Source organism: Flavobacterium sp. GW821-FHT11G01 (genome assembly GCF_058808175.1).
Genome location: NZ_JBXARK010000008.1, coordinates 183,066 through 196,286, shown reverse-complemented (window position 1 = coordinate 196,286; position 13,221 = coordinate 183,066). Strand labels below are relative to the sequence as shown.

Below are 13,221 nucleotides of genomic sequence, written 5' to 3'. Positions count from 1 at the left end.
TCCATAAAATGTCATTACGAAAAGCGTATCTCCTTATATTTTTAGTTTTACTTGTTGATCAGATTTCAAAAATCTATGTGAAAACCAATTTTATTTTAGGAGAAGAAGTTCATGTTTTCAATTGGTTTAAAATTCATTTTATTGAAAATGAAGGAATGGCATGGGGAACAAAAATTCCTGGTGAATATGGGAAATTGATTTTGACGGTATTCAGAATTTTTGCTGTTTTCGGAATCGGATATTGGCTAGCAGATGCAATCAAAAAGCGTCATTCAACTTATTTAATAGTTGCAATTGCACTGATTTTTGCCGGAGCGGCCGGGAATATATTAGATTCTGTTTTCTATGGAGTAATTTTTGATGACAGTACACATAATTTGGCAACACTTTTTTCACCTCAGCCATACGGAACATGGTTTCATGGTTTGGTGGTAGATATGTTTTACTTTCCAATTTGGGAAGGCAATTTACCAACGTGGATGCCGATTTTTGGAGGTAAACATTTTATGTTCTTTAATGCCATTTTTAATGTTGCCGATATGGCGATTTCTACAGGTGTTGGTATTTTGCTTGTTTTTAATAAAAGAGCATTTCCAAAACACTAAACTATCTTGGTTTAATAGAATTTTTGGTTTTTGTAAAAAATAGTGATTTAGAAGTGCTATTTTTACAAATACTAAAGCTAAACTTATGCAAAGTCCATCTTTTTCTATTTATGATGCATCTGCAGGTTCAGGAAAGACCTATACTTTAGTTAAAGAATATCTTAAAATAATTCTTTCATCGCCTAAAAATGATGCTTATCGAAATATTTTGGCTATTACTTTTACCAATAAAGCAGTTCATGAAATGAAAAGCCGTATTGTGGGAAGTTTATCTGAATTTACAAAAGACGAGCCTTCGGCGAAAGCCATAGATTTAATGGAAGATTTGTCTCGCGATACTGGACTTTCGATAATTAAAATCAAAACCAAATCTCAAAATATTATTAAGCATCTAATTTATAATTATGCTGCTTTTGATATTTCTACAATTGATAAATTCACACACAAGGTAATTCGGGCTTTTGCTCACGACTTAAATTTACCAATGACTTTTGAGGTGACTCTAGATACCGAAAATTTATTGGTGGAAGCTGTAGATGCAATTATCGCACAGGCGGGACAAGATGAAACGCTGACAAAATTGCTGGTTGATTTTACAATGGAAAAAACCGACGATGATAAAAGTTGGGATGTTTCGCGTGAAATTTTGGAAACCGGAAGGTTGGTTCTGAATGAAAATAATCGAAACGAAATTTCTCATTTTCACGATACTTCTATCGAGGAATTTGTTGCGATCAAAAAGAAAATGTCAGCTTTGTGTATTGATTTAGAAAAAGAGAATGCCGAGTCTGCAGTAGAGGCTTTATCTTTAATCGATAAAAACGGAATCGATTTAAAATCATTTTCAAGAGGAACTTTTCCTAATCATTTAGAAAGTATTCGTGACGGAAAATTTAATTCAAGAAATAAAACGTTTCATGAGTTTGATGATATAGCTATTAATAAAACGGCAAAAGATAAAGCTTTAATAGAGAACATAATTCCTGAATTGCTTCAAATTTTAGAGAAAGTTTATAAAAACTTTGAGAAAAGAGATTTTTATAAGGCATTTCTAAAAAATATAACCCCACTTTCCTTGTTGAACACAGTGAGTAATGAACTGGCTAAAATTCAATCGGAACAAAATATTTTATCGATTTCAGAATTCAATGCTATTATTCATCGTGAAATTCAAAACCAGCCTGCGCCTTTTATTTATGAGCGTATGGGCGAGCGTTATCGTCATTTTTTTATAGATGAGTTTCAGGATACTTCAGAGATGCAATGGCAAAATTTAATTCCGTTAATTGATAATTCTCTTGCAGGTCAGGATGATTTAGGAAATAAGGGAACGCTTATGATTGTAGGGGATCCAAAACAATCTATTTATCGCTGGCGCGGAGGTAAAGCGGAACAATTTATTGAATTGGGCAAAGATGTTAATCCGTTTAGTAACCCGGATAAAGTAATTAAGCACTTAGATACTAATTATAGAAGTTATAGCGAAGTAATCGATTTTAATAATGCTTTTTTTAAGTTAATTTCAACAGAATTTTCTAATGAAGATTATAAGGATTTATATGAAAATCATAGTCATCAGAACTCTAATTCGAAAAAAGGAGGATATGTCAATATTTCTTTTTTGCCAATAATCGAAAAGAATGATTTTGCTGATGAAGAAGAAGTTGTTGAAAAGTCAGATTTGTATGTTTTGGCGACTTTAAATACAATTCAAAAAGTACTTCGTGATGGTTTTGAATATCGCGATATAGTGGTTTTAACTCGAAAAAGAGATCAGGGAGTTGCTATCGCTAATTATTTAACGGAGCAAAATATACCTCTTTTGTCTTCTGAAACTCTGATGATTCAAAATGCTACAGGAGTTCGCCTGATTATTCATTTATTGAAATATCTGAATAATAGTATTGATTTGGAAGCTAAAGCTAATTTTCTTCATTTTTTGGCAAATACAAAAGAACTTGATATGCCAATTCATGATTTTATAGCCGCAGGAATGGCTAAAAAAAATGAAAATGAATTTGAAAAATGGCTCTTAACTTTTGATGTTTCACTTTCTTTTGAAGATATCCGAAAAAAATCACTTTACGAAGCTGTTGAGATCATCATTTCTAAATTTGTTCTTTCGTCAGAAGGAAATGCTTATGTGCAATATTTTCTGGATATTGTTTTAGAGCGCGATATTAGAAATCAGGCAGGGATTGCAGATTTTTTAAGTTACTGGGATAAAAACGGTCAAAAATTTAGTATTCCGTCTCCAGAAGGAAATAATGCAGTCCGAATTATGACGATTCATAAATCTAAAGGTTTGGAATTCCCGGTAGTAATTATGCCTTTTGCAGAAGAAGATTATAGCAGAAAGCCAAAAGATAAATTATGGCTTGATACAGAAGAGGCTGATTTAGGTGTCCCAAAAGCTCTAATTGATAATAGTAGTGCTGTTGAGGGTTTTGGAGAAAGTGCTTCTGCTGTTTTTAATTTGAAAAAACAAGAAGAGCTGCTAGATAACATTAATGTTTTGTATGTAGCGTTAACACGTGCCGAAGAACAATTATATGTTATTTCTCAGACTATTAAAGAGAGAAAAGATGGCGAGTTTCCTGGTAATATGGCTTCTTTTTTTATTAAATATTTAATACATAAGGGACTTTATGACGAAGGAAAATTTGAATATGAATTTGGAAATAGAATGAAACTTTCTTCTAGTGGTAAAACATTAGATATAGTAAAGACAATCCCGATTGTTTCAGAAGTTTTGAATCCAAAAAACATTAAAATTGCTCAAAAAGAATCTTTGATGTGGGGAACTCATCAGCAGGAAGCAATTTCTTACGGAAATGTTGTTCATGAAATTTTAGCATTTGTAAAAGATAAATCAGATGTTGAATTGGCAGTTACAAAAGCAATTGAGAATGGTTTGATAACATTTGATCAAACTGAAAAAGTTTTAAAAACGCTTTATGAAATTGTTTCTCATCCTGAGTTAAGTGTTTGTTTTGATGGAAAAAATAATGTTCTAACTGAGCAAACTATAGTTCAGAAAGAAGGAAGGATCTTAAAACCGGACCGAATTGTTTTAACCGAAAATAAAGAGGCGTATTTGTTAGATTATAAAACAGGTGCAATAAACTCAAAGTATACGCAGCAAATTCAGGAATATCAGGATGCGATTGAAGATTTAGGATACAAAGTGTTAAAAAGAGCATTAGTGTATATAGGAACCGAAATCGATGTAGTAAATTTGTGAAAAAATTAGTCAGTTGTTAATAGCTTATTTTATATAAGTTGTTAATTTTTAACATATTAAATATAGTAAAATGTACGGTAAAATTAAAGAGCATTTGCAAAACGAATTGCAAACAATTGAAGAAAGTGGAATTTTTAAGAAAGAACGCATCATAACTTCAGAACAAGGAGCGGAAATCACTATTTCTACCGGAGAAAAGGTTCTGAATTTTTGCGCCAATAATTATTTAGGACTTTCTTCTCATCCTGAAGTTGTTCAGGCAGCCAAAGATACTATGGACACGCATGGTTTTGGAATGTCATCTGTTCGATTTATTTGCGGAACACAGGATATTCACAAAACACTTGAAAAAAAGATTGCCGATTTTTATGGTACAGAAGACACAATATTATATGCTGCTGCTTTTGATGCTAATGGAGGTGTTTTTGAACCTTTATTAGGGGAAAATGATGCGATAATTTCAGATAGTTTAAATCATGCTTCTATTATAGATGGAGTTCGTTTGTGTAAAGCGGCTCGTTATCGCTATGAAAATAGTAATATGGAAGATTTGGAACAGCAATTAATTAAAGCTAATGAAGCCGGAGCTCGTTTTAAATTAATTGTTACTGATGGAGTTTTTTCTATGGATGGTCTTGTAGCTCCATTGGATAAAATTTGTGATTTGGCTGATAAATATGATGCAATGGTGATGGTAGATGAATGTCATGCCGCAGGATTTATCGGAGCAACTGGTAAAGGTACATTAGAGGCAAAAGGTGTTATGGGACGAGTAGATATTATAACAGGTACTCTCGGTAAAGCTTTAGGTGGTGCTATGGGTGGTTATACAACGGCTAAGAAAGAAATAATTGAATTATTACGTCAACGCTCAAGACCTTATTTGTTTTCAAATTCACTTGCGCCAGCTATTGTGGGAGCTTCAATTAAGGTTTTTGAATTGTTAGAAAAAGATACTTCGTTACGAGATAAATTAGAGTGGAATACTAATTATTTTAAAGAAGGAATGAAAAAAGCGGGATTTGATATTATTGATGGTGATTCTGCAATTGTTCCTGTAATGTTATATGATGCAAAATTGTCTCAAACAATGGCAAATGAACTTTTAAAAGAAGGTATCTACGTTATTGGGTTTTTCTTTCCTGTTGTTCCAAAAGAAAAGGCAAGAATAAGGGTTCAGTTATCTGCTGCGCATTCTAAAGAGCATCTAGACAAGGCGATAAGTGCTTTTAAAGTTGTCGGACAAAAGTTAAAAGTTATATAATTCCCATTTTAAATAATTTTTGTAGGTTTTTTTTAACATTTCATTTTGTATTTAAAAATTTTGGTGTTACTTTTGTCTGTAATTAACTAAATTGTAATTAAAAAAATTAAGTATGAAACATCTTAACAAACTTTTAGTTGCTGTGATGATGGTGATGGGTTTAAGTTCTCACGCACAAGACAGTAACAATCCATGGGCTATCTCTTTTGGAGTTAATGCCGTTGACACTAGAACCAGTTCTGGTGCTGGACATGGTTTCTTTGATCAACACTTTTCTCAGCCATTCGCTGTAGATGACAACTGGAACATCCTTCCTTCTTTATCTTACATTGGTGTAAATAGATATGTAGGTCACGGTTTCTCTGTTGGTTTACAAGGTTCTGTAAACAAAATTGATAAAGCGGTTTATTTCAGACCAACTGCTCCAGGACACGATTCTAGAGGTAATGTTGTTACTAACCCTGGTGATTTAATGTATTATGGAATTGATGCTACTATCAAATATAGCTTCCAGGAATTAATTAAATCTAAAGTAATTGATCCTTCGTTATCTATTGGTGGAGGTTATGTTTTCTTAGGAGATGATAGTTATGGTGTTGTTAATCCAGGTGCTGGAATTACTTTCTGGTTTACAGATGCTATTGGTTTAGAGCTTGCTACTAAATACAAATGGGCTGTTGCTGTTGGTGATGATGTCCCTGGAAGAAATGATTATAATGGTGAAATTGATTCTCCATCTCATTTCCAACACACTTTAGGTCTAGTTTTTAAATTTGGAGGTAAAGATACTGACGGAGACGGAATCTATGACAAAGATGATGCTTGTCCAGATGTTGCTGGTTTAAAACAATTCAATGGATGTCCTGATACTGACGGAGACGGAATCGTTGACGCTAGTGATGCTTGTCCAGATGTATTCGGTTTAGCTGCATTAAACGGATGTCCTGATACTGACGGAGACGGAATTGCTGATAAAGATGATGCTTGTCCAGATGTTGCTGGTTTAGCTGCTTTAAAAGGTTGTCCTGATACTGACGGTGACGGAATCGCTGACAAAGATGACAAATGTCCTACAGTTGCTGGTCCTAAAGAAAATGGTGGTTGTCCTTTCTTAGACGCTGACAAAGACGGTGTTGCTGATAAAGATGATGATTGTCCTACAGTTTATGGTCCTGCTTCTAACAGAGGTTGTCCAGAAGTAACTACTGAAGCTTTAGAAGATCTTAAAGTTCAAGCTAGAGCGGTTTACTTTAACTCAGGTAAAGCTACTTTCAAAACAGGAGATAAAGAAACTCCAGCTAGATTAGATGCAATCAAACAAATCCTTATCAACTATCCAAACGCGAAATTCAGCATTGAAGGTCACACAGATAGTACAGGTTCTGCTAAAATTAACCAAAAACTTTCTGAAGATAGAGCTGCTGCTGTATTAAACGCTTTAGTTGAAAGAGGTGTTAATCCAGAGAACTTAACTTCTAAAGGATTTGGATCTTCTCAACCAGTAGCAACTAACAAAACTGCTGCAGGTAAAGCACAAAACAGAAGAACTGAAATCAAACATATTGGTTCTAAATACCAAGGTAAACTATAATTTACTTTGTAAATAATATGGAAAAGCCATTCTTAATTGAATGGCTTTTTTTATTTTTATCAAATGGTAAATACTTCCTTTTTAGAAAAAATTGCAATAAGAGTAATTCAGCATTATTCTGCAAAACTTGCAGATACAACTATAATTTTACCAAATAAAAGAGCTAAAGTATTTTTGATAGAAGCTTTAAAAAAAGAAACAAACAAAACGATTCTTTCTCCTGAAATTATAAGTATTGAAGATTTTGTCCAGGATGTTGCTTCAATTCGTTCTGTAGACTCGATTGAGTTATTATTTGAATTCTATGAAGTATATCTTTCTGTTACAGAAAAACAGAATCAGCAATCATTTGAATTATTTGCAAATTGGGCAAAAACACTATTGCAGGACTTTAATGAAATAGATCGTTATCTTTTAGATCCATCGCATGTTTTATCTTATTTGAAAGATATTGAAGATATTAAGAAGTGGGGAATTGAGGTTGAAAACAAAACAAAACTTTTAGAGAATTATATTGATTTTTGGAAACTTCTTCCATTATATTATAAATCTCTATATGAACATTTACTCAATAAATCAATTGGATATCAAGGGTTGATTTATCGTGAGGCCGTTAATAATTTAAATCATTTTTCGAATACAGTTTCCAATCGTACTTTTATTTTTGCCGGATTTAATGCGTTGAATGCTGCAGAAGAAAAAATAGTGCAACATCTTCTTGCTCTCGATCAGGCTAAAATATATTGGGATGTAGATCAGACTTTTTTAAATGATCCTTATCATGATGCTGGTCTTTTTGTACGACGTTTCAAAGAAAATTGGAAACATTATAAAGCAAATCCTTTTGAATGGATTGTAGATGATTTTTCCCAATCTAAAAACATTCGGGTAATAGGGACTCCAAAAACTATTGGACAAGCCAAACTTGCTGGTAGTATTATAGAAAACATAATTACCGAAAACGAAATTTCTTCACTTGACAAAGTGGCCATTGTTCTTGGCGAAGAAAATCTTCTAATGCCAGTTTTATATGCATTGCCATCTTCTGTGGGTGCATTAAATATTACAATGGGATATTCAGGTAAGAATAACCCATCGCAAATATTAGTTGCCAAATTATTTAAAATGCATACCAATGCACTTTCAAGAAAAAGCGAGAGTTATGTGCTTTATTATAAAGACGTTCTGGATGTTTTGACTCATCCTTTAGTTGAACCTTATGCTATGGCAGGTAATTTGGTAAAGATTATTAAAGAGAATAATTATACTTTTATTACCCATAATAGATTAATTGAGCTCAATTCTAGTCCGTCTAAATTGTTCTTATTATTGTTTCAAAAATGGGAAAATGGTGCAGTGGCTGTTCTTGAAAATATTTCGGCACTTTTACTTTTAATAAAAGAAAATTTTAGCAACGATAGTGAAGATGAAAAAATAGCTAAGGCTTTTGTTTATGCTATTTTTAAAGTCATTAATAAGTTGACTAATTATTATTTAAAGCATAAACACATTGATAATATAGATACTTTATATGCTATTTATAAACAGGTTATTGATGTTGCTGAAGTGTCGTTTGAAGGAGAACCTCTTCGTGGACTACAAATTATGGGAGTTCTGGAAAGTCGTGTTCTGGATTTTGAAACTGTAATTGTGACTTCTATGAACGAAGGCAAATTTCCAGCTGGAAAATCTCAAAATTCTTTTATTCCGTATGATGTGAAAAAGGAATTAGGTCTTCCAACATTCAAAGAAAAAGATGCCATTTATACCTATCACTTTTATCATTTATTGCAAAGAGCAAAAAATATTTATTTAATATATAATACTGAAAATGATGGTTTGGATGCAGGCGAGCGAAGTCGTTTTATCACGCAACTAGAAGTTGAAAAACAATCCAATCATAATCTTACTTTTGATATTTACAATCCTGTTTTACCAACAACTGCTTATCAGCCAACGGTTGTTCCGAAATCAGAAGCAGTCATGGAGCGTTTGCGGGAAATAGCAGTAAATGGTTTTTCACCATCGGCTTTGACAAGTTATATTCGGAATCCGATTGACTTTTATTTTCAAAAAATACTTCGTATCAGAGAAGTAGAGGAAGTAGAGGAAAATATTGCTTTAAATACACTCGGAACTATTATTCACGAAACCTTAAAAGCTTTATATGAGCCATTCATCGGTAAATTTATTTCAGAAAGTGATATTTCAAATTGTTTTAAATTGTTAGAAGAGGAAGTTCTAAAACAATTTAAATTGGTTTATAAGGAAGGTGAAATAAAAAAGGGGAGAAACCTTTTGGCTTTTGAAGTTGCAAAGCGTAATGTTTCAAATTTCCTTAAAATGGAGTTAGAATCAATTGAGAATGGTGATGCAATTCAAATTATTGCTTTGGAACAAACATTCGAACGAGAACTTACCCATCCCAATTTACCATTTCCTGTTTTAATTAAAGGAAATGTCGACAGAATTGAGTTACGCAACGGGAAGATAAGAATTATTGATTATAAGACCGGAAAAGTCGAAAAGGCGAATGTGATATTGAAATCATGGAATGGATTAACCCAAGAGCTTAAAAACGACAAAATTATTCAGGTTCTGGCGTATGCCTTTATGTTTGAAAGTACCGCTAACGATTATCCAATAGAAGTTGGGATTATTTCGTTTAAAAATTTAAAATCAGGATTTTTACCTTTTGGTTTTAAGGAAGAAAAAGAATTGAATATAACGGTTACAAAAGAAATTCTAAATAGTTATTTGGAGGAAATTGTATTACTGTTAAACGAAATTTTTGATATCAATATTCCTTTTGAAGAAAAAATACTATAAAAATTAAAGCCTCTTGTCTACGTGTTTTTTTTAGTATGATATTTCTTTAAAATTGGATTCATTTTTTTGCTTTCAAAAAGCCATTCTTGGCGTTTTTTTTATGTGAAATATTTTGGTAATAAGACAAAAAACTAATTTCTGCTAAAAAAAAGGCTTAATTATCAGATTGTTAATTAAGATTTATGAATCGTAATGTTGTATTTTTAAAAGATTCTTTTCTTTTTGTTAAGATTTATTAGTTAGTCTATTTTAAAAATAACGAAAACATACAGTATAAATAAAAGTGCTTTTTGTGCTTTAAATCAGCCTTTTTTTAACAAGTGTTCATTGAACGATTACAATTATTAAAATATCTTTGTCACTTCATAAAAAGGGTTTATTCGATTTAATAAGAGCAGTCTTTTCAAATCAAAAAATATATTATTACAATAATTAAGATTTTTTGCCCCCACAAATGATAAAAAGGCTGTTTCAAAATTATTTTGAAATGGCCTTTTTTGATTTTATTTGCTAAAGAATTCCTGTAAGATAGGTTTTAATTCTTCTTTGTTTTCGATCTGACTCATATGTCCGTCTTCAAATGAAACCAATTCGACAGTCGTGTCTTCAATTTGAGAAAGACTATCATCATAATTTAAAACGGGATCTTTTTTGCCTAAAACCAATAAAACAGGAAATCTGTTTTCATGTATAAGTGCTTCACGATCTTTTCTTATTTTCATTCCTTCAAGAGAAGCTACAATTCCTTGTAAAGGTGTTTTTAGAGCTTGTTCTTTTACTTTTTCAATTTCGTTGGCTAATCTTGTTCTGTTATTCTCACTAAATAGATTCGCAATTGCTAAACTAACAAAACTAACGTAGCTTTGTTTTACGGCTTTTATGGCACGAGTTCGGTTTAGTTTTTTCTCAGCGCTGTCTTCTTTAGAAGTTGAATTCAGTAAAACTAATTTCTGAATATTTTTCGGATACAATTCAGCGAATGCCAAACCAACATAGCCGCCCATAGAATGCCCTAAAATAATGGCTTTTTCGATTTTTAAAGAAGCTAACACTTCCTGGACAGCATTTGCATTTTCTTCCATCGAATGAACATAGCCCAAACAATCTGATTCGCCGTGACCTAATAAATCAATCGTGATCACGCGATATTTTTCTGAGAAAAAATCAATGTATTCTTTCCACATTTTTTTGTTTTCCAAAAAGCCGTGAAGGAATACAATGGCAGTTCCTGCTCCCGAATCGGTATATGATATTTTGGTGTTTTTATATAAAATGTCTCTCAAAATGATAATTTAAATTTTTAAGTACAAAGATAAGAAAGCGTAAGTCGTATAAGAAATATATGTGCTTTTGAGTCAACATTTATTTGATAGTGTTATTGTTTTTCTTATGACAAAGTTTATTTGAAATAAAAAAACGGCTTTCATTTCTGAAAACCGTTCCATTTTTATTATGATTTTAAAAAGGAGTTTATTTCTCCAAAATATTTCTCTTTTGCATCCAGCCATCCGTAATGTCGGCAGTTTTCAAGCAAAATTAGTTTTGAATTGGGAAGTGTTTTTTGTGCCAATTCTCCAATTTGGTTGCTAATCACGTCTTGTTTTCCCTGAATAATCAAAACCGGATTTTTAAAAGACTTCAGTTTGGCTGCGCAGTCAAAATTAATCTTTTGCATATCGTCCCAAAGTAATCCATTTATGGTCGAATTTCCCTGAGTTAGTCTTTCAGCAATTATCGGAACATATTTTTGATCGTAAACATAGGCCGGCGCCATCGCTCTTCCTCGTCCTAAACGGGCAGCGTGCGAAGTATCGCCTTTTTCGATTTTATCATTCCAAAAATCCAATGAATCTTTTTCGACTTTACTTAAATTTCTTTCAATCAGATTTGGTGTTTTCAATAAAGTCAAATCAATTCCGCCAGACGATGATAAAACCAATTTATTAATACTGTTTGGATAAACCGTCGCGTAATAAGAAGCCAACATCCCACCAAAAGAATGTCCCAGAATATTCCATTTTTTAATTTTCAGATGTTTTCTGAGCGACTCAATATCATCAGCCATTATCTTCATAGAAATAGTCTTCGAATTCAATTCGGCTAATTTCGAATTCCCAGTTCCACGCTGATCATAAATAATGGTTTCCTGAGTTTCGGCCAAAATTTTAGCCATGCCTTCAAAACCATTGCTGTTCATTCCGGGACCGCCATTAATAATCAAAAGCGGTTCACCTTTTCCGAAAATTTTATAATAGGTTTTGCTTGAATCGTTGTTGGTTGAATAACCTTCCGTTTGCGCGAAAGTATTTCCTGCAACAATCAGGAAAGCAAATAAGAAAATCTTTTTCATCATGAAATTATTCATTCATCAAACTTTCAATTTCATCTGCTTCAACCGGAATATTACGCATTAAGTTAAAAGGCGCACCTTTTTCCTGAACCACAACATTATCTTCCAAACGAATTCCGAAACCTTCAGCCGGAATATAAATTCCTGGTTCAACGGTAAAAACCATATTGGCTTTCATTGGTTCGTGAAGCAAACCATAATCGTGCGTGTCCAATCCCATATGATGAGAAGTTCCGTGCATGAAATATTTTTTGTAAGCTGGCCATTCCGGGTTTTCGTTCTGAACATCGGCTTTGTCAAGTAAACCTAAACCAAGTAATTCAGAAGTCATGATTTTACCTACTTCAATATGATACTGTTTCCACAGTGTTCCTGGAGTCAACATGGTTGTAGCTTCATTTTTAACTTTCAAAACCGCATTATACACTGCTTTTTGTCTTTCAGAGAAACGTCCAGAAACCGGAATCGTTCTTGTCATATCACTAGAATAATTAGCATATTCAGCCGCAACGTCTAATAAAATTAAATCTCCGGCTTTACATTGCTGATTGTTTTCGATATAATGCAAAACATTCGCATTATTTCCCGAAGCAATAATTGGCGTGTAAGCAAAACCTTTAGAACGGTTACGGATAAATTCGTGAGCTAATTCAGCTTCAATTTCATATTCGGTAACATTTGGTTTCACGAATGATAACAATCTGCGGAAACCTTTCTCTGTGATATCACAAGCATGCTGAATCAAATCGATTTCTTCGCTTTCTTTTATAGAACGAATGCGTTGCAAAATTGGGTTGCTTTTCGCCACGTTGTGTGCCGGATAACGTTCTTTCCACCATTTTACAAAACGAGCTTCGCGAGTTTCAGTTTCAACTGTTGCGCGGTAATGTTCGTTGGTATTGATGTACATTGTATCAGCATACGTCATCATTTCGTTCAAAATTTTATGAAAATCCTGCAACCAATAAACCGTTCTGATTCCCGAAACCTGGTAAGCGCGTTCTTTACTTAGTTTTTCGCCTTCCCAAACTGCGATATGATCGTTAGTTTCTTTCAGGAAAAGCATTTCTTTTTGGTTCTCAAAAGGCGCATCCGGAAACAAAAGCAAAATGCTTTCTTCCTGATCTACACCGCTCAGATAAAAAATGTCACGGTGTTGTGCAAACGGTAAAGTACTATCAGCACTAATTGGGTAAATGTCATTTGAGTTGAAAACGGCAACCGAATTAGGTTTCATTTCTGCCGTGAATTTTTTGCGATTTTTTACAAAAAGAGCGCTGTTTATTTGATGATATTTCATAATAACTTAGTTTTTGAACTTCGAATTTCAAAATTAGT

General features: G+C 32.9%; 8 protein-coding genes. 5 read left to right on the top strand and 3 right to left on the bottom strand.

Going from position 1 to position 13,221, the window contains the following annotated elements; genetic code table 11:
* The first annotated feature begins 8 nt into the window (after nucleotides 1–8).
* From AC1RRN_RS15580 to AC1RRN_RS15560, 5 genes are all read left to right on the top strand, one after another.
* Complete coding sequence (locus AC1RRN_RS15580) at nucleotides 9–605, top strand: lipoprotein signal peptidase (protein WP_492968174.1); 597 nt, start codon at nucleotides 9–11, stop codon at nucleotides 603–605.
* 85 nt (nucleotides 606–690) lie between these two features.
* On the top strand, nucleotides 691–3,849 hold the full coding sequence (locus tag AC1RRN_RS15575) for a UvrD-helicase domain-containing protein (RefSeq protein WP_492968173.1): 3,159 nt from the start codon (nucleotides 691–693) through the stop codon (nucleotides 3,847–3,849).
* 70 nt (nucleotides 3,850–3,919) lie between these two features.
* Nucleotides 3,920–5,113 (top strand): glycine C-acetyltransferase, encoded by a 1,194-nt coding sequence (kbl, locus tag AC1RRN_RS15570; RefSeq protein ID WP_492968172.1) that lies wholly within the window; start codon nucleotides 3,920–3,922, stop codon nucleotides 5,111–5,113.
* 112 nt (nucleotides 5,114–5,225) lie between these two features.
* On the top strand, nucleotides 5,226–6,704 hold the full coding sequence (locus AC1RRN_RS15565; protein WP_492968171.1) for an OmpA family protein: 1,479 nt from the start codon (nucleotides 5,226–5,228) through the stop codon (nucleotides 6,702–6,704).
* Between the two features lie 63 nt (nucleotides 6,705–6,767).
* Nucleotides 6,768–9,533, top strand: a complete 2,766-nt coding sequence (locus tag AC1RRN_RS15560) for a PD-(D/E)XK nuclease family protein (protein ID WP_492968170.1) — start codon at nucleotides 6,768–6,770, stop codon at nucleotides 9,531–9,533.
* Nucleotides 9,534–10,036: 503 nt separating this feature from the next.
* Here AC1RRN_RS15560 and AC1RRN_RS15555 read toward each other — a convergent pair.
* The 3 genes from AC1RRN_RS15555 to AC1RRN_RS15545 form a co-directional block, all read right to left on the bottom strand.
* The gene (locus AC1RRN_RS15555; protein WP_492968169.1) at nucleotides 10,037–10,816 is read right to left on the bottom strand and encodes an alpha/beta fold hydrolase; all 780 of its coding nucleotides are present in this window, start codon (nucleotides 10,814–10,816) and stop codon (nucleotides 10,037–10,039) included.
* Between the two features lie 167 nt (nucleotides 10,817–10,983).
* On the bottom strand, nucleotides 10,984–11,898 hold the full coding sequence (locus tag AC1RRN_RS15550) for an alpha/beta fold hydrolase (RefSeq protein WP_492968168.1): 915 nt from the start codon (nucleotides 11,896–11,898) through the stop codon (nucleotides 10,984–10,986).
* Nucleotides 11,891–13,183 carry an aminopeptidase P family protein gene (locus AC1RRN_RS15545; RefSeq protein ID WP_492968167.1) on the bottom strand — a complete coding sequence of 431 codons (1,293 nt, stop codon included), beginning with the start codon at nucleotides 13,181–13,183 and terminating at the stop codon, nucleotides 11,891–11,893. Before AC1RRN_RS15545 ends, AC1RRN_RS15550 begins: the two co-directional genes overlap by 8 nt.
* Nucleotides 13,184–13,221: the final 38 nt, after the last annotated feature.